Raw genomic sequence first — 19025 nt, 5'->3', positions numbered from 1 at the left:
GCGTTAGCCCTGCTGGGCTGCCAGCCACGCGCGTACCTCGGCATAGGGATAATCTTCCAGCGCAGCAAAGCGGCCAACCTGGCGTGCTTTGAGCTTGGTAAACAGCGGCACGCTGATACCGCAGAGATAGCGCGTCAGGCATTCGCTGCTCGGCGCGCAGCCTTTCACTTCCTGATGCTTGCGCACAAAGCCGTCACATAGGCTATGCCAGTCCTGCTCCGCCAGCGGCGGTAAAGCTGGCGGAGCAGGCAGGTGAGCAACCTGGCCGTGGCACACCGAGCAATGCCCGCACCGCTGCGGCGCATTGGCATCACCAAAGTAGGCTGCCAGACGCTGGCTCAGGCATTGCTCACTGGCAAACAGCGCGAGCATGGCGTGGATTCGGCGAATCTCACTGGCTTCCTGCAAACTGAAATAGCTGTGCAATTCGGCGCTTAACGCGGCCGGGTCAAAAGCAGGATCAAGCAGCGTGTAAACCTCCGTCATCTGCTTGCTTTCCAGCTCAATCCAGCCCTTTTCCTGAAAGTAGTCCAGGGCTTTGATCACGCGGCCACGCTCGGCTTGATGCTGCTGATAGAGCTGATCGAAATCCACCGTGCACCAGGTCCGTGCGCGCTGCGAGGTGCTGATCAATGCCTCGACAAACTGCCGCCGCTCACCCTCAAACATGGCCGTAAGCGCTTCGGGCTCCAACAAGTACTTGAAGCGATATTCAGCGAAATAGGCGTAACGCGGGGCGATGATGCCGCGCAGATCCAGCTGCACCAGCAGGGTTTTTAGCGGCAACTGGCGGATATTGCTCTGATCAGAAAGCTGATTGAGCATCAGCTCCCACTCACCGTTTACGCTGTTATTGCGCAACTCATCGAGCACGCAGCGAATACCGTCTAGCTCCGGCGTATCGCCGTAAACGAAGTTTTCCAGCACGTTCAGGCTGTCGCGGTTGGCCAACACCAGGCAATCAGAAGGTTGCCCATCACGCCCGGCACGGCCGATTTCTTGGCTGTAGTTTTCAATGGATTTGGGCAGATCGAAGTGCACCACATTGCGGATATCACTCTTGTCGATGCCCATGCCAAAGGCGATGGTGGCGACAATGCAGTTGATCTGCCCGGCCATAAACTGCCGCTGAATCGCCTCGCGTGACTCATGCGGCATTCCGGCGTGGTAAGCACTGGCGGCAATACCGCGCTGGCTCAGGCGCGCGGCCACTTGCTCAGCGGTTTTCTGCTGGGTCACGTAGACGATGCTCGGCTCACCGGCCTTAGCTCCCAGCCACTGCTCCAGACGGCGCTGCTTGTCGGCACCGCTAACCGGCTCGACCAGCAGATTAAGGTTGGCCCGATAGAAGCCAGTGGTGACCACATCATCCGCCGCAATGGCGAACTTCTTCTGCATATCCGCGATCACCGGCGGGGTTGCCGTGGCGGTGAGCAGCAGCACCTGCGGTATACCGAACTGGCGCTGGTAGTCCGGCAGTTTGAGATAGTCAGGCCGGAAGTTGTGGCCCCACTCGGAGATGCAGTGAGCCTCGTCGATCACCAGCAAGGAAATCGGCACTTGGGCAATAAAGTTGCGAAACCGCTCGTTCTTCAGGCGCTCGACCGAGATCATCAGAATCTTCAGCTCGCCAGATTTCGCCTTGGTCATCACCGCACTGGCATCTTCACGGCTCTGCGCCGAATCGATACTCGCCGCGCTGATGCCACGGCTATGCAGAAACGCCAACTGATCCTGCATCAATGCCAGCAACGGCGACACCACCAGGGTCAGATGTGGCAGATGCAAAGCGGGCAGCTGGTAGCACAACGACTTACCCGAGCCGGTAGGAAAAATCGCCGCCGCTGAACGCCCGGCCAGCACGGCGCTAACCACACGCTCCTGGCCGGGACGCAACTGCTGAAAGCCAAACACACGCTCAAGGGTACTCATAACTGTCACTCCATTGACCGCAACGGCGGTAAACAATGATTAATACCTACAACCCGCCCCGCTATTGCCAATCCAACTAATACCACGGGCCATATAAGCCTACAGTCATCTCATGCAGGCAAAGAAAGGGGATGAGTATGCAGGTATCTGGTTGTAACGACTGCTTGCTGGTTACTGCCTAGATTACTCACAAGCATGGTCAGAGGGTCGCACAGCAAAGACTTCGCTAGCCCGGAGTAGCTGATGCGAGCCACAGGCCGATGGGTAATCTGGCAGGCAACTTGAGTTGTCGACAGCGCTACCAAACCATAGATCTATCGCCGCCACACAGCGTAAAAGCGCCAGCGAAAACCGCGACATATAGACACCTAACTGGCAGTAGCCAGCCATGCTGAAGCCGGCAGCCGCAGGTACATAAGCTGGAAAACGCTTGAGCTGCCAACCCCGCTAGATCTATGGCGAGCCAACCCATAGCAACATCTGAGGCCGTGCAGAGCGGCCACCTGAGCAGCGCTACACAGCAACAGCATAACGAGCCTGATCTGCTAGCAGATAGGCACATAAAGCCGCCCAAGGGCGGCTTTTCCGTTTCTTATCGCGCATGCAAAGGACCGTGGGAGGGGCTTTAGCCGCGACAACTTCTTAAAAGCTCGCCGCTAAAGCGCCTCCTAAAGATTGCTGCTTAATTTTCCCTGCATAAAAAAACCGCCGATTAAGGCGGTTTTTTCAGCGCGGCAGTTGCAGCTTAAAGCTGTGGACCGGCGTCGCGGATGGCATCAGACACATCAAACTTCTTGAAGTTTTCAATGAACAGACCGGCCAGGCCTTTAGCAGCTTCGTCGTAGGCATTCTGATCAGCCCAAGTGTTACGCGGGTTGAGCAGGTTGGTTTCAACGCCTGGTACCGACTTCGGCACGCTCAGGTTGATGATCGGCAGTTGCTCGGTTTCAGTACCAATCAGCGCGCCACTCTGGATGGCTGCAATCACGCCACGGGTGGTCGGGATGTTGAAACGCTTACCAACGCCATAGCCACCACCGGTCCAGCCGGTGTTAACCAGGTAGACCTTGGAACCGAAACCACGGATACGCTTGATCAGCAGTTCAGCGTACTCGCCAGCCGGACGCGGGAAGAACGGTGCGCCGAAGCAGGTGGAGAAGGTCGACTTGATGCCGCCGCCCGAACCCATTTCAGTCGAACCAACCAGCGCGGTGTAACCCGAGAGGAAGTGGTAAGCCGCTTGCTCTTCGTTGAGGATCGACACCGGCGGCAGTACGCCAGTCAGGTCGCAGGTCAGGAAGATGACAGCGTTCGGCTCGCCGCCGAGGTTCTTCTCGCTGCGCTTCTCAACCAGCTCCAGCGGGTAGGCGGCGCGGCTGTTCTGGGTCAGGCTGTCATCGGCATAGTCCGGTACACGGTTTTCGTCGAGAACCACGTTCTCCAGTACCGCGCCAAACTGGATGGCTTTCCAGATAACCGGCTCGTTCTTCTCGGACAGGTCAATGCACTTGGCATAGCAACCACCTTCGATGTTGAACACCACACCAACGCCCCAACCGTGTTCGTCGTCGCCGATCAGGTAGCGGCTTTCGTCAGCCGACAGGGTGGTCTTACCGGTGCCGGACAGGCCGAAGAACAGGGTCACATCGCCCTCTTCACCGATATTGGCGGCACAGTGCATTGGCAGCACGTCAGCATCTGGCAGCAGGAAATTCTGCACGCTGAACATGGCTTTTTTCATCTCACCGGCGTAACGCATACCGGCGATCAGGACTTTCTTGGCGGCGAAGTTGAGGATTACGCAGCCGTCGGAGTTGGTGCCATCACGCTCTGGCACGCATTCGAAGTTGGCGACGTTGAGAACTTGCCACTCGCCCTTATCAGCCGGGTTGTATTGCGGCGGATTAATGAACAGCTGACGTCCGAACAGATTCTGCCAGGCAGTAGCAGTGGTCATCTTGACGGGCAAGTAGTGGGCGTCAGCTGAACCTACATGAACGTAGGAAACAAAACTGTCCTGCGCATCAGAGAACGCCTGTACGCGGTCCCACAGGGCATCGAACTTGTCAGCCGGAAACGGTCGGTTGATTGCGCCCCAGGCGATTTTCGCCTCGGTGCTCGGCTCTTGCACGATGAAGCGATCAGCCGGTGAACGACCAGTGCGATGGCCGGTGCGTACGACTAGGGAGCCGTTGGCGGCCAGTTCGCCTTCACCGCGACGAAGGGCTTCTTCGACCAGTTGGGCAACACTGATTTCGGTGTACACGGCATTGTTGGCTTGCATCATGTGGGTCCCCGTCGGCCATGTGGCCGAGTCTTCCGAACGTTTTGTAGTAGAAGACTGCGCACTACTACAGCGAAAAAAGTGCGCCGGATTATGCCAGAAAAAGCCGACTGCGGGTGCAGCCTCTGATCAGATCTTCTCGGCGCGGTTTATGGCTACTTGCCCCAGAACCTACTTACGACTTAGTGACGCGTATCCGATGGTGCTTCGATGCTGCCATCCATAAACAGCTGCAACACATCAGCTGCGTCGAACAGGTAACGCTCGTTACAGAACTGGCAATCGATTTCTACACTGCCACCATGCTCCTGCACCAGCGCTTCAGCGTCGGCCTGACCCAGACTGATTAGCGCGCGACTGGAACGTTCACGCGAGCAGCTGCAGCGAAATTGCAGTGCGCGCGGATCAAATAGACGTAATGCCTCTTGGTGATACAGGCGGTGCAACACTGTTTCATTATCCAGGCCAAGCAGCTCTTCTGCCTTCAGCGTATCGGCCAAGGCCACAGCATGCTGCCAACTGGCCTCACGCTCATCAGCGTCTTTGAGGCGATCAGCAGGCAACTGCTGCAGTAGCAAACCACGTACGCGCTGGCCATCGGCGTGGAGCCAGAAGCGCGTCGGCAGTTGCTCGGAGGTGGCGAAGTAGTTGGTCAGGCAATCCGCCAGGGTATCGCCCTCCAGGTCGACAAGGCTCTGATAACGCTGCCCGGACCTCGGGTCAACCGTCATGGCCAACACGCCCTCGGGCATCAGCTCACGCAAGCTGGCATCGGCAGCGATCTGTTCGGCGTGATAGTGCGCAATACCGCGCAGTTCACCTTCGCTGGAGCATTCAACCATCAGCAAGGGCAGCGCGCCGGAGGAACGTGCCTGCAGAATCAGCAGTCCCTCGAACTTCAGGGTACCAATCAGTAGCGAGGCGGCGGCCAACAGCTCGCCGAGCAACTGAGCCACAGGTTGCGGGTAGGTGTGTTTAGCCAGCACGTGGCTGTAGCTGTCAGTCAGACTGACCAGCTCACCGCGAATATCGCTGTCATCGAACAAGAAACGTTGGGAAAAATCAGACATGCCAACTTCACTGAATGTGGCTCGGCCGGCAATTTTAGGCGCAAACGCCGATCTGACCAAGCGCCTCTTATCTATTGGCCTTGCGGCTAGAAACTATCGATCACTATCGACATCACAGTTCGCGACAGAATGACCTCCTAATCTTTGCAATCAAAAGGCAGAATCCCTAGGATGCCACGCCTCAACAACCCCACAAATGCCAAGGACGCCAGCGCATGAATCGCCCGTTTATCAATGATCAGTGGCGCATCCGCGCGTTGGTTGCCTGCCATATTGTCGCCTTTCTGCTACTCGCCAGCTGGCTGTGGACGCCCAGCCGCGCGCTGTGGGATCAGTTTGACCTGCAACTGTTCGCCCTGCTCAACGAGCCTGCCCATGCTGCAGGCCTGTGGGCGAAAATCTGGGCAATTGGCAGCATGCGCCCGGTCGATATGGGCGTTGGCGTGCTGATGCTGGCCGTGCTGCTCAAGGCCGATCTGGTATTCAGTGGGGCGCAGGTGCGTAAAGCGCTGTTTGCCTTCCTCTCCGCGCTAGTGCTGATGCTGCTGTTTCGCGTCGGCTTCGCTGAAGTGGTCAAGCTCATGGGCTGGCAGCGCCCAAGCGCCTCCCTGGTCGTAGAGGGCGCAGCGCGCCTGACCGAGCTGTTCCCTAACTGGGAAGAACGCTGGGACCTGAAAGACAGCGCGACCCGCAGCTTTCCAGGTGATCACGCCTCGGTACTGCTGATCTGGGCCATGTTTATGAGCTTCTTCTCGCGCAACTGGCGCTTGCTGCTGGTCTGGACAATGGCATTGGTCTTTATGCTGCCACGCCTGGTTGCGGGCGCCCACTGGGCCTCGGACGCCCTGGTGGGCGGGGTGTTCCTCGCGCTACTGGCCCTGGCCTGGGCGTGTTTCACGCCATTTGCCTACAAGGCCAGTGAATGGCTGGAGAAGGTCACCCTGCCGCTCACCCGCGCACTCAGCAAACTGCCTTTGCTGGGTCGCTTAAGCGTGATCAGCGGACGCTAGCCTGACCGGCGCAGCGCTGGCCTGAAACCAAGCGCTGCGTCTTAGTCGTGACTACCATGAAACTGCTGAAACTGCCGACGCTGCTTCTTACTCGGTCGCCCATCAGTTTGTACGCCTAACGCCCCCGCCTTGCGCTGTGCAGCTGCCTGCTCGCGGCGCTCGATGCTGTCGGCCGTCTCGGTATACAGCGCCTGCGCCTCAGGCGCACCACGGCGCACCACAGATAACGCCTGCACCACCACACTACGTTCATCAAAGCCGCTACGAATCAGGTAAACATCGCCGACTTTAGGCTCTTTACTCGGTTTGCAACGTTCGCCACGATGATGCACCTTGCCACCCTCAATGGCCGCTTTAGCCAGGGCCCGGGTCTTGAAGAAGCGCGCGGCCCACAGCCATTTATCCAGGCGTACCTTGTCGTCGTCTTTGTCGTTCATCTGCTCTCCAATGATGCTGTTCTGCAGACGAGCATTTTGCCTGATGCAGTTGTCATACATGCCAACTAGAATGCCCGCAAATACCCTGGAATTGCCCTTTGATGACGTTCGACCAACTTGGCGTGATCGGCCTGCGTGAGTGGATCAACCTGCCAGAGCTGGGCATGGTCGGCCTGCGCGCCAAGATTGATACCGGAGCCAGCACGTCCAGCCTGCATGCTAGCGATATTCAGCCGTTCGACCGTGATGGCGAACCCTGGGTACGCTTTACTGCACACCTCGGCACCTTGGTGCAACGCCGCCATCGCTGCGAAGCCCCGCTGGTTTCCCTGAAAACCATCAAAAGCTCCAACGGCCAAAGCCAGTCGCGCTATGTGATTCGCACCAACTTGACGCTTGGTGAGCGGGAGTGGCCAGTGGAGTTCACCCTGACCTGCCGCAAGACTATGCGCTACCGCGTTCTGCTTGGCTCGAAAGCACTGATTACCGGACAACTGCTGGTCAACCCGGCATTGAGCTACGTACAAAACAAACCCACCCTTGCTGACCATTCTGGTGCCCAATGAAGATCGCCGTGCTGTCGCGCAACCCGCGCCTGTATTCCACCCGTCGCCTGGTTGAAGCTGGGCAAGCACGGGGCCACGAGATGGTGGTGATCGATACCCTGCGCGCCTATATGAACATCGCCAGCCACAAGCCGCAGATCCACTACCGTGGCAAACCACTTGAAGGCTTCGATGCGGTGATCCCGCGGATCGGTGCATCGGTGACCTTCTACGGCTGTGCGGTGCTACGCCAGTTCGAGATGATGGGCGTGTTCCCGCTCAACGAGTCGGTGGCCATTGCCCGCTCGCGCGACAAACTGCGCTCGCTGCAACTGCTGTCGCGGCGCGGCATCGGCCTGCCGGTGACCGGGTTCGCCCACTCCCCGGATGACATTGCCGACCTGATCCAGATGGTCAACGGCGCACCGCTAGTGATCAAGGTATTGGAAGGCACGCAGGGCATCGGTGTGGTGCTATGTGAAACCGCCACCGCTGCCGAGTCGGTAATTGAAGCCTTTATGGGCCTCAAGCAGGACATCATGGTGCAGGAGTACATCAAGGAAGCAGGCGGGGCGGATATCCGCTGCTTCGTGGTCGGCGACAAGGTCATTGCGGCGATGAAGCGGCAGGCCAAACCCGGTGAGTTCCGCTCTAACCTGCACCGTGGCGGCAGCGCCAGTTTGATCAAGATCACCCCGGAAGAACGCATGACTGCCATTCGCGCAGCAAAAGTCATGGGGTTGAGCGTGGCCGGCGTGGATATCTTGCGTTCCAACCACGGCCCGTTGGTGATGGAGGTGAACTCCTCGCCCGGCCTGGAAGGCATCGAGACCACTACTGGCAAGGATGTCGCTGGGATCATCATTCAATACATCGAGAAGAACGGTGGCCCGCACCTGACACGCACCAAAGGCAAAGGCTGAGCCGCAGATAGGCGAGCACCCGGCCAAGAATGGCCGGGCCGATGCGGCAGATCACCACAGAACGCTGCTGAGATGCCCAAACACAGACTTAATCCTATCGCTGGTGTTGCTGCATCCAGGCGAGGAAGTCCGCCTCTACTAATGGCCGGCTGAAGTGATACCCCTGGCCTAACGAGCAACCCTGCTCGCGCAGACAGTCGAATTGCCACTGACTTTCGATACCCTCAGCCACGCACTCCAAGCCAAGGTTGCGGGCGATCATCAGAATCGTCTGCACCAACATCAAGCCGCTGCCGTCCTCGCCATCCATATCCCAGGTAAAGCTGCGGTCGATTTTTAAACGATCCAGCGGCAAGCGCTTGAGGTATGTCAGCGAGGAATAACCGGTGCCGAAGTCATCAATGGCAAAACGCACACCCAACGCCTTGAGCGCCTGCATATTGCTGATGCATTGCTCGACATCTTCCAACAGCACACCCTCGGTGATCTCCAGCTCCAGCGCAGCGGCCGGCACGTGATGGCGCTGCAAACATTCGCTGACGCGCTTTACGCAGCTGCGCTGGCGCAGCTCTCGGGGGCTGAGATTGACTGCCAGAACCATTGCCGGCCATTGTGTCAACCAACGCGCTAAGGTGGCGCAGGACTGTTCCAGCACCCAATCGCCCAGCTCCTCGATCAAGCCGGTTTCCTCGGCCAGCGGGATAAAGTGCTCCGGCATTATCTCGCCACGCTCCGGATGCAGCCAACGCAACAACACCTCAGCCCCACTAACTTCCCCGTTTGCCAAAACAAGCTGTGGCTGGAACACCAGATGCAGCTGATTGCGCTGTATCGCCTGACGTAAATCACTCTGTAACTGCAAACGCTGATCGATGGCGGCCTGCATCTCCGGGGCGAAAAAGTGCAGTGCATTGCGCCCGCCCTGCTTGGCTCGATACATGGCGGTATCCGCCTGTTTCAACACATCCGAGGCGAGCTGATTACCGAACGGGTGCAAGGCAATACCGATACTGGCGCTAATTGAAAGCTCATGGCCGTCGATCCAGCAGCTACCGACCAGGCTTTTGAGCAGCTTTTCGGCAGTAATGGCGGCAGATTCCGCAGCCAATTGCGGAACGCTGTCGAGCCCCTCAAGAAGCACCACGAACTCATCGCCGCCCATACGCGCCAGGGTATCTTCGGCACGCAAGCCACCCGCCAGACGCACGGTCACTTCACGCAGCAAGCCATCACCCACCTGATGCCCCAGGCTGTCGTTGACTGTCTTGAAGTGGTCGAGATCGATAAACAGCAAAGCACCCAGAGTGTTTTCCCGCTGCTCGCGATCCATCGCATGCTGCAGGCGATCAAGCAGCAGACGCCGGTTTGGCAGCCCGGTGAGTTCATCACTGAAGGCCAGGCGCTCGATTTCACGCTGATAGCGCTGGCGCTCGGAAATATCCGTGATACTGGCGCGAATCAACACCGGATCACCCGGCATACGCACCAGGCGCACTTCGCAGGAAATCTGCCGGCCAGCGCTGTCGCGGTGCAGCCATTCGAATACTGGCGCCTCACCGGCCATCACGCGGCGCATGTAGATCTGCCCCAGCTCGGCCGTCAGCTGACCATCGGCCTGTTTATTCGGGCTCAGGTCAAATACGCGTTTATTGGCAATTTCTTCACGGCTATAGCGCAGCAAACGCAGTGCATTGTCATTGCACGCGACCAATGCGCCGCGCAGATCAAACAGCAGGATCGCCTCCGGCGCATTCTCGACGATGGTGCGGTAGCGCGCCTCGGCCTGGAGCCGCTCGCTGATATCTTCGACCAGCAGCAGGAACATGCGCACCCGACCAGTACTATGGCGCACCGCACGCAGACTGACCCGCGTATGCACCAGGCTCGCGTCGGCGCGATGGAAGCGCTTTTCCAATTCAAAACCTTCGCGCTCACCACTGAGCACCTGATCCAGCAGCGGCTGCTCGACCAGTAGCTCCTCATGCAGCGACAAACTCTCCCAACTGCAAGCCAGCAACTGCTCACGACTGCGACCGAGAATGCTACAGAGCTTATGGTTGACCTCTTCCCAGGCAAAACTGACGCTGGTTAGGGCCATGCCAATCAACGGTGCCTCGAAAAACAGACGCAAGCGCTCGTCACGCTCGCGAAGCTGCTGCTCGGCGTACTTACGCGCGCTGACATCCTGTAATGCGCCATATACGCGTACCAGCTCAGCACCATCACGCTCAGCGATACCACGAATGCGCAACCAGCGTGTCTTGCCTTTGGCCGTAAGCAGGCGCGCCTCGATATCGAACTGCTCCAAGCCATTGATCAACTGTTGCAGCGTGTGCTCGGCCAGCAACCGCCCGTCAGCATCTAGATAGCTCAGCGCACCGCTCAGATCAGGGGTGCCATTTTTCGGGTCCAGCTCATAGATCCGAAAACAACCCGCGCTCCAATCCATATCCTGCCCGGGCATATTCAGCACCCAGCCACCGAGGCTGGCGATGTGCTCGGTCTGGTTGAATAGGTAGCTCTGCTTGAGCAACTCATTACTCTGCGCGCGCACTTGCTCGGCCAATTGCTCACGGGCCGTCACATCACTTTGCAGGGCGACGAAATGACTGATACCCCGCTCGTCACGCATCGGCGCGAGGGTAAGTTCATTCCAGAACTGCTGGCCGTCCTTACGGTAATTGCGCAGCACCACATCACAGCCCATGCCTTCGTGTACCGCCTGCCGCAAGCGGCTAAGTCCCTGCTGCTGATGGTCACCCCGTAGCAAGAAGTTCCAGTTATTGCCCAGAGTCTCCTCGCGGCTATAGCCAGTGATCCGCTCAAATGCCGGGTTGCAATAGATCAGCGGCAACGTCGACTGCCGCGCGTCGGCAATGATCACCCCGAGCGGGCTGGCCTCCAGTGCCAGATTGGCCAGCGCCAATTGCTGCTGCATCTGCGCACTGCGCGCCAGCGCCTGGCGCAGATCACTGAGACTACGCCCGACCAACAGTGTGGCGAGCATAAATAGCAGCACGCTGAAGTGCAGTTCCAGGCGTTGCGGATCAAGCCAGGCGTTGTTATCACCCAAACCACGCAGTAACGGCAAAATCAGCACCATCAACACGCTAAGAACCGCACCGCAAACACCACCCGCAAAACCCCATACCAACGCCAGGACGAGCATCATCACACCGACCAGCGGCAGATTCAGGGTCAGCGGCAGAGCCCCAAGCAACCATGGCATACCGATTAACAGCAGCCCCAGCAGTGGCCACGGCGGTAACTGGCGCAGCGCGTCGGGCACCTGCTCGCAACCGCTGAGAACCTGCGCAGCCAGCCAACCACGGCGGCGCATCCAAGGCGTCAGGTACGCCAGCATGGGGATTGCGACCGCCAGGGCAGTCAGGCTGTCGGCCAGCGACATCGTCAGGATGCCCGACGGTAGATCCTGCAAGGTGGCGTGTCCAAGAAGCCAAAGATTACCTTGCACACCTAGCGCCATCGGTATGACCGGCAGCAGCACACCGAGCAGCATAAAACGCAGCAAATGGCCGAGATCGGGTAAGGCAGGGTCAAACGAGCGCAACCGCAGCAGCCACCAAGCCAAGGCTACGCAGAGGGTTTCCGGCAAGGCATACAACGGGGCCCACTGCCACTCCAACCCCCAAAGCGGAATGGCCAACATGGCATTGAGGTACACCATCAACAGCACGCGCGGTCCCCACCACAAGACGAAGACCAGCGCCAAGGCAAAAGGGGGATACCAGAGTGCCGACCCGTCGGAGAACTGGGTCGCCATGGAAAGCCAGGTGGCCAGATGGAGCAATGGCAGCGGCAGCAGCCATGCCCATAGAGAGAGGCGGTCTGAAACTACAGGCATGCTGACCTCATGTCATCGCGCTGATAAAGCATAGTTCAGTGCGATGACAGTATGCCTGCACGTGCTAGACGGCGTCGCGCGGCAACAACAGCCCCAGCGGTAAACATACCCGCGCTTCCAGCCCACCACCGGAGCGATTGCGCAGTTCAACACTACCACCGTGTAGCGCGGCAATGCGCTTGACGATAGCCAGGCCCAAGCCTGCCCCCTGGCCACCACGGGCACGGTCGCCGCGGATAAAGGGATTAAAGATGCTACCTAACTCGGCCGGATCGATACCCGCGCCGCGGTCCAGCACGCTCAATACCACATAAGGCGCACTGTGATCGCCCGACAGCGAAACCGCCACCTCGACGGCATTACCGCCATAGCGCAGAGCGTTTTCGATCAGGTTAACCAGCAAGCGCTTGAGCGAAACCCGGCGTAACGGGAAAGCGGGAACGGCTTCCAAGCACAAACGCACCTGTTCCTGCTTCTGGTTATAAGGGCTAACCACTTCACGGATCAGCTCAAGCAGATCGAGCTGCTCCAGCGGCTCGTCGCGTCCGTCACGGATAAACGCGAGGAACTGATCAAGAATCGCATCCATGTCCTCGATATCACGCACCATGTCCTCGGTTAGCTCGGAATCGTTGTGCAGAAACTCCATGGACAAGCGCAGGCGGGTCAGCGGCGTGCGCAGGTCATGCGATACCCCTGCCAACATCAACTCGCGCTCACGGGCGGCCTGCTCGACGTCTTCAGCCATCTGATTGAAGGCGCGGTACACCTCGGTCATCTCGCTTGGCGTATCGCTGACAGGCAAACGCACGCTGCGCCCCTTACCTAGCTGACGAGCCGCGAATACCAAGCGTTTGAGTGGCGCACTGAGCTGGCGTACAAAAATCCACGCCGCTGCCGTCGACAACAGCCCAATACCGAGGAACCAGCCGAGCACACTCCAGATTCGCTGACCGCGCAACGGGTTGGGATAAAGCGGTACCCGCAGCCAGTCGTCACCCAAGGTAGGCGCGTGTACCCAAAGCGCCGGAGGGCTCTTGGCGCGGACCCGGACTTCGGTGATGGGACCCAACTCGGTACGCATTTGCCGCTCAAAAATCTCGCTGTAGGGCCAGTGCTGCTCCGTGGCTGGCACCTGTTCACGCGGCACTCGCTCCAGCCCGGCAGCTTCGGCGATGGTCGCACGATCTTCCGGCCTGGCGGCCCAATAGGCACGCAGGGTCAGGGCGGCACCGTGACTGTATTGCCGATCAACCAGCACGTCCTCGTTCATCATCAGATAAACCAGGGTCAGCGCCTTGGAGAACAGCACCACGATCAGCACCAGCCACAACGTGCGAGCGAAAAAGCTTTGCGGGAACCACAGCGGGGTTTTCATCAAGACTTATTATTACCGTCCGGTACAAACACATAGCCCACGCCCCAGACCGTCTGGATATAGCGCGGCTTGGACGGGTCTGGCTCGATCAGCCGGCGCAAACGGGAAATCTGCACGTCGATGGAACGCTCCAGGGCGTCCCACTCACGGCCACGGGCCAGGTTCATCAGCTTGTCACGAGTTAGCGGCTCGCGGGCATGCTGCACCAGCGCCTTGAGCACCGCGAACTCGCCGGTGGTAAGCATATGCACCTCATCACCCTTCTTCAGTTCGCGGGTGGCCAGGCGCAACTCGTAGTCGCCGAAACTCACGCTTTCGTCTTCGCTGCCCGGCGCACCTGGCACTACCGGTGCCTGACGACGCAATACGGCCTTGATCCGCGCCAGCAACTCACGCGGGTTGAACGGCTTAGCCAGATAATCATCGGCACCCAGCTCCAGCCCCTGGATACGGCTGGCCTCATCACCCTTGGCGGTCAGCATGATGATGGGCACTTGGTTGTTCGCCTCGCGTAACCGACGACAGGCGGACAGGCCGTCTTCACCGGGCAGCATCAGGTCGAGCACCACCAGGTTGAACAATTCACGGGCCAACAAGCGATCCATCTGCTCGACGTTTTCCACCGCGCGCACGCGGTAGCCCTGCTCCTCGAAGAAGCGTTCCAGTAGGCGGCGCAGGCGGGCATCGTCATCGACAATAAGGATTTTTTCGCCTTCAACAGGAAGTGCAGCAGTGCTCATTCAGGGTTCCTCGTCCGGACATCCGCCTGGCGCGGACGCGCTGGCAGTGTGCAATGCTCGGCATTATGGCGCATGCGCCACAATTGACATGCAGCGCATTGTTAGCAGATTTTTCCCCGACTGGTTCTCGGTGCACGCCCAGGCAGTGTTTATAATGCGCGGCTTTCGTGTCTGGCCCGTGGTCTGCGTGGCTGGTTTTTCGTTCCAGTGTGGATAGCTTTTTATATGCTCAGCATCAACAACCGCATCGCCGAAGAACTGGGCGTACGCCCGCAACAGGTCGCCGCCGCCGTAGCGCTGCTCGATGAAGGCTCCACCGTGCCGTTCATTGCGCGCTACCGTAAAGAGGTCACCGGCAGCCTGGATGACACTCAGTTGCGCAACCTGGAAGAGCGCCTGCGCTACCTGCGCGAACTCGACGAGCGCCGCGCCAGCATCCTCGCCAGCATCGAGGAGCAAGGCAAGCTGACGCCTGAGCTGACCCGCGAAATCAACCTGGCCGAGACCAAGACCCGCCTGGAAGACTTGTACCTGCCGTTCAAGCAGAAGCGCCGCACCAAGGGCCAGATTGCCCTGGAGGCCGGCCTCGGCGAGCTGGCCGACGCACTGTTTAACGACCCGACGCTGACTCCGGAAAACGAAGCCGAGCGCTTTATCGACGCCGAAAAAGGCTTTGCCGACGTCAAGGCCGTGCTCGAAGGGGCCAAGTACATCCTCATGGAGCGTTTCGCCGAGGACGCCAACCTGCTGGCCAGCCTGCGCAGCTACCTCAAGGACAACGCCATCCTCAGCGCCCGCGTGGTAGTCGGCAAGGAAAACGAAGGGGCCAAGTTCCGCGATTACTTCGAGCACGACGAAAAGCTTAAAGGCGCACCGTCGCACCGCGCCTTGGCAATCTTCCGTGGGCGCAACGAAGGCATCCTCAGCGCCAGCCTGAAAGTCGGCGATGAAACACCAGGCAGCATGCACCCCTGTGAAGGCATGATCGGCGAACGCTTCGGCATTGAGCAGCGCGGCCACGCCGCCGACAAATGGCTAGGCGAAGTGGTGCGCTGGACCTGGAAGGTCAAGCTTTACACCCACCTGGAAACTGACCTGTTCGGCGAGCTGCGCGAGGGCGCAGAAGATGAAGCGATCAACGTCTTCGCGCGCAACCTGCATGACCTGCTGCTAGCTGCACCCGCCGGCCCACGCGCCACCCTGGCGCTCGACCCAGGCCTGCGCACCGGCTGCAAAGTGGCGGTAGTCGATGCCACCGGCAAGGTACTGGAGACCTCTACGGTGTACCCGCATGCGCCGCGCAATGACTGGGATGGCACCCTGGCGATTCTCGCCAAGCTGTGTGCCAAGCACGCCGTCGACCTGATCTCCATCGGCAATGGCACCGCCAGCCGCGAGACCGATAAACTGGCTGCCGACCTGATCAAAAAGCTGCCCGGCCTCAAGCTGACCAAAGTGATGGTTTCTGAGGCGGGTGCCTCGGTGTATTCCGCTTCGGAACTGGCTGCCAAAGAATTCCCGGATATGGACGTGTCATTGCGCGGCGCGGTTTCCATCGCCCGACGCCTGCAAGATCCGCTGGCCGAGCTGGTGAAGATCGACCCGAAATCCATCGGTGTAGGCCAGTACCAGCACGACGTGTCGCAGCTCAAGCTGGCGCGCAGCCTGGACGCCGTGGTCGAGGACTGTGTAAACGCCGTGGGCGTGGATGTGAACACCGCCTCCGCCGCCCTGCTGGCGCGCATCTCCGGCCTCAATGCGACTCTGGCGCAGAATATCGTCGCGCACCGCGACGCCAACGGTGCCTTCAACAGCCGCGCCGAACTGCTCAAAGTGCCGCGCCTGGGTGATAAAACCTTCGAACAGGCCGCCGGCTTTCTGCGCGTAATGAACGGCAGCAACCCGCTCGACGCGTCTGCCGTGCACCCGGAAACCTACCCGCTGGTACAACGCATCGCTGCCGATACCGGCCGTGATATTCGCTCGCTGATCGGTGATTCAGGCTTCCTCAAACGTCTCGATCCGAAGCAATTCACCGACGACAAGTTCGGCCTGGTAACCATCGGCGACATCCTTAGCGAGCTGGAAAAACCTGGCCGCGACCCGCGCCCAGAGTTCAAGACCGCCGAGTTCCAAGAAGGCGTAGAAACCCTCAACGACCTCAAGCTGGGCATGATGCTCGAAGGCGTGGTGACCAACGTGACCAACTTCGGCGCATTCGTCGACATCGGCGTGCATCAGGACGGCCTGGTGCATATCTCGGCGCTGTCGGAGAAATTCATCAAAGACCCGCACGAAGCGGTAAAAGCTGGTGACGTGGTCAAGGTCAAGGTTATGGAAGTCGACATCCCGCGTAACCGCATCGCCCTGTCCATGCGCATGGGCGACACCCCTGGCGAGAAGATCGAAGGCACACGCAGTGGCCAGCGTGGCGGCAAGCCATCAGGCAATGCACCGCGCAGCGAGCGCCACTCCAGCCAGGACAAACCAGCCCCCGCCAGCGGTGGCATGGCGGCCTTGTTCGCCAACGCGAAGCAGTTGAAGAAATGAACGAAACCACCTCGACCGGCGCCAGCAGCGCCTTTTCCCGCCTGCTCGGCCTGGATATTCTCCAGGCCGGCGGCGGTGAGGCGCGCGTGCGCCTGACCCTCACCAATGACCTGCGCAACCTGCACGGTAAGCTGCATGGCGGTGCATTGTTCTCGCTGATCGACACCGCCATGGGCCAAGCCAGCCACAGCCTGGGCGACGGCAGCCCAAGCAGCGTGACGCTGGAGTGCAAGATCAACTACATCCGCCCAGTTGCCGAAGGCAGCGTGCTTTGTCACGCCAAAGTTCTGCATGCCGGACGGCGCACCCAGGTGGTCGAAGCCGAGGTATGGCAGGAGGACAAACTGATCGCCAAGGCGCAAGGAACCTTCGCCTGCCTTTGACACATTGCCTGGATTACCCGCGTAGCGAACTCAGGTGACGACACAGCGAGCGATCACCTCCCCCTTGCAGAGTGCAGAGCCGATCCCCATATTGTGGCAATTGCCCGCATTGCGACGCCTGCCAGCTAGGAAAAACACCTTGAGCGATCTTCTTTCCCGCCGCCTGACCCTGCTGGGTAAGCCGAGCAACCTCTCCCTGCTTAGCCAGTGCCTGCACGGTATTGAGCGCGAATGCCTGCGGGTTGACGGCAACGGCCAGCTGGCTCTGACGCCACACCCAGCAGCATTGGGTTCGGCGCTGACCCACGCGCAGATCACCACCGACTATTCGGAATCGCTGCTGGAGTTCATCACCCCGGCCGAGCCTGACCCGGCCACCACGCTGGCCGACCTGGAGCAGATCCACCGCTTCGCCTACAGCAAGCTGGACGGTGAATACCTGTGGAGCCCGTCGATGCCCTGCGCCCTGCCGGACGAAGAGACGATCCCCATTGCGCGCTACGGCAGCTCACATATCGGCGAGCTCAAATACGTTTACCGCAAAGGCTTGGCGCTGCGTTATGGCAAAACCATGCAGTGCATCGCCGGCATCCATTACAACTTCTCGCTGCCCGATGCGCTCTGGCAACTGCAGCATGCAGCCGAAGGCGATAGCAGCAGCGCACGGGATTATCAGTCGGCGCGCTATATCGCCCTGATCCGCAACTTCCGCCGCTACAGCTGGCTGCTGATGTACCTGTTTGGTGCCTCACCGGCGCTGCACAAAGGCTTCATGCGCGGCCGTCCACACCAGTTGCAGGAACTGGACGCCGAGACACTCTATCTGCCTTACGCCACCAGCCTGCGCATGAGCGACCTGGGCTACCAAAGCGAAGCCCAAGCCGGGCTGACGCCCTGCTACAACAACCTATCCAGCTACACCGACAGCCTACGTCAGGCCGTCGGCACGCCCTACCCACCCTACGTGGAAATCGGTGCGAAGAAGGATGGCGAGTGGCTGCAACTGAACACCAACATCCTGCAGATCGAGAACGAGTACTACTCGAATATTCGCCCTAAACGCGTGACCTACAGCGGTGAGCGGCCGATCCAGGCACTGGTAGCCCGTGGCGTGCAGTACGTTGAAGTGCGCTGCCTGGACATCAACCCCTTCCTGCCGCTGGGTATCGACCTTACTGAGTCGCGCTTCCTCGACGCCTTCCTGCTGTTCTGCGCGCTGCAGGACAGCCCGCTACTGGAAAGTGGTGAATGCCATACCTGCACCGACAACTTCCTCAGCGTGGTCAAGGAAGGCCGCCGACCGGGCCTGCAACTGCAGCGCAACGGCCAGCCGATTGTCCTGCAAGCCTGGGCCAGTGAGCTGCTGGAGCAGATTCTGCCGCTGGCCGAGCTATTCGATCAAAGCCAAGGCAGCAACGCCCACCGCCAGGCGCTACAGGCGCAGCAAGCTAAGGTCGCCGACCCGAGCCTAACGCCATCCGCGCAAGTACTGGCGCAGTTGCAAAAAGGCGTCAGCTTTAGCGAATTTGCGCTGCGCCAGAGCAAGCTGCACGCCGAGTACTTCCGCAGCCAACCGCTAAGCAGCGAACAGCAGGCGAGCTTCGAGGCCAGTGCCGCGCAGTCGCTAAAGGCCCAGGCAGAGCTGGAAGCCCATGAAGACGGTGACTTCGACAGTTTTGCGGCGGCTTACCAGGCCAGCATATTGGCCCTGGCGGTCTAAACCGCGTTTATGGTCTGCTGCGCGTCGGCCCTGCTGCGTTAAAAACAGGCTCGGCAAGCCACTTGTGGCTAACGCGCTTTAGCGCGGCCCGTAGGGCGAGTGAAACGAGTCATGCTCATGTACAACAGTACACTCGAGTGCGAGCCCAGTCCGCTTCCTCGCCTGCTTTGACCAGCAGGAGGCGGTTA

At 59.6% G+C, this 19025-nt stretch carries 13 protein-coding genes; 6 read left to right on the top strand and 7 right to left on the bottom strand.

Annotation, left to right across the window (positions count from 1 at the left end):
- Window positions 1–3 precede the first annotated feature (3 nt).
- The 3 genes from VCA57_RS21395 to hslO all read right to left on the bottom strand — a co-directional run bounded on the left by VCA57_RS21395 (window position 4) and on the right by hslO (window position 5286).
- Window positions 4–1932: an ATP-dependent DNA helicase RecQ gene (locus tag VCA57_RS21395; RefSeq protein WP_411187419.1), complete on the bottom strand. Its 1929-nt coding sequence runs from the start codon at window positions 1930–1932 to the stop codon at window positions 4–6.
- 745 nt (window positions 1933–2677) lie between these two features.
- Entirely contained in the window at window positions 2678–4219 is a 1542-nt protein-coding gene (locus tag VCA57_RS21390; RefSeq protein ID WP_411187417.1) for a phosphoenolpyruvate carboxykinase, read from the bottom strand.
- Between the two features lie 179 nt (window positions 4220–4398).
- The gene (hslO, locus tag VCA57_RS21385; protein WP_411187415.1) at window positions 4399–5286 is read right to left on the bottom strand and encodes an Hsp33 family molecular chaperone HslO; all 888 of its coding nucleotides are present in this window, start codon (window positions 5284–5286) and stop codon (window positions 4399–4401) included.
- Between the two features lie 215 nt (window positions 5287–5501).
- Here hslO and VCA57_RS21380 point away from each other — a divergent pair, with 215 nt between their 5' ends.
- Window positions 5502–6296 carry a phosphatase PAP2 family protein gene (locus VCA57_RS21380; RefSeq protein ID WP_411187413.1) on the top strand — a complete coding sequence of 265 codons (795 nt, stop codon included), beginning with the start codon at window positions 5502–5504 and terminating at the stop codon, window positions 6294–6296.
- Between the two features lie 41 nt (window positions 6297–6337).
- Here VCA57_RS21380 and VCA57_RS21375 read toward each other — a convergent pair whose 3' ends face one another.
- Complete coding sequence (locus tag VCA57_RS21375; protein ID WP_411187411.1) at window positions 6338–6733, bottom strand: RNA-binding S4 domain-containing protein; 396 nt, start codon at window positions 6731–6733, stop codon at window positions 6338–6340.
- 98 nt (window positions 6734–6831) lie between these two features.
- Between VCA57_RS21375 and VCA57_RS21370 the strand changes: the two genes are divergently transcribed.
- Entirely contained in the window at window positions 6832–7299 is a 468-nt protein-coding gene (locus tag VCA57_RS21370) for an ATP-dependent zinc protease (RefSeq protein WP_411187409.1), read from the top strand.
- On the top strand, window positions 7296–8201 hold the full coding sequence (gene rimK, locus VCA57_RS21365) for a 30S ribosomal protein S6--L-glutamate ligase (RefSeq protein WP_411187407.1): 906 nt from the start codon (window positions 7296–7298) through the stop codon (window positions 8199–8201). Before VCA57_RS21370 ends, rimK begins: the two co-directional genes overlap by 4 nt.
- A 94-nt stretch (window positions 8202–8295) precedes the next feature.
- Here rimK and VCA57_RS21360 read toward each other — a convergent pair whose 3' ends face one another.
- The 3 genes from VCA57_RS21360 to ompR all read right to left on the bottom strand — a co-directional run bounded on the left by VCA57_RS21360 (window position 8296) and on the right by ompR (window position 14184).
- Complete coding sequence (locus VCA57_RS21360) at window positions 8296–12066, bottom strand: EAL domain-containing protein (protein ID WP_411187405.1); 3771 nt, start codon at window positions 12064–12066, stop codon at window positions 8296–8298.
- A 64-nt stretch (window positions 12067–12130) separates the two neighbouring features.
- The gene (locus VCA57_RS21355; protein WP_411187403.1) at window positions 12131–13444 is read right to left on the bottom strand and encodes an ATP-binding protein; all 1314 of its coding nucleotides are present in this window, start codon (window positions 13442–13444) and stop codon (window positions 12131–12133) included.
- Complete coding sequence (gene ompR, locus VCA57_RS21350) at window positions 13444–14184, bottom strand: two-component system response regulator OmpR (RefSeq protein ID WP_411187400.1); 741 nt, start codon at window positions 14182–14184, stop codon at window positions 13444–13446. The genes VCA57_RS21355 and ompR overlap by 1 nt, the downstream gene beginning before the upstream one ends.
- A gap of 225 nt (window positions 14185–14409) precedes the next feature.
- On the opposite strand from ompR, the gene VCA57_RS21345 reads away from it, so the two are divergent.
- The 3 genes from VCA57_RS21345 (at window position 14410) to gshA (ending at window position 18837) form a co-directional block, all read left to right on the top strand.
- Window positions 14410–16734, top strand: a complete 2325-nt coding sequence (locus VCA57_RS21345; protein WP_411187398.1) for a Tex family protein — start codon at window positions 14410–14412, stop codon at window positions 16732–16734.
- A complete protein-coding gene (locus VCA57_RS21340; protein ID WP_411187395.1) occupies window positions 16731–17117 on the top strand; it encodes a PaaI family thioesterase in 387 nt (128 codons plus the stop codon). The genes VCA57_RS21345 and VCA57_RS21340 overlap by 4 nt, the downstream gene beginning before the upstream one ends.
- 139 nt (window positions 17118–17256) lie before the next feature.
- On the top strand, window positions 17257–18837 hold the full coding sequence (gshA, locus tag VCA57_RS21335; protein ID WP_411187393.1) for a glutamate--cysteine ligase: 1581 nt from the start codon (window positions 17257–17259) through the stop codon (window positions 18835–18837).
- The last annotated feature ends 188 nt before the right edge of the window (window positions 18838–19025 follow it).

Origin of the sequence: Pseudomonas sp., from assembly GCF_046581935.1 — a bacterium.
In the GTDB taxonomy this organism is placed as follows: domain Bacteria; phylum Pseudomonadota; class Gammaproteobacteria; order Pseudomonadales; family Pseudomonadaceae; genus Aquipseudomonas.
Note: the sequence above shows the minus strand (reverse complement) of the source record. Positions and strands in the feature narration are given on the sequence as shown.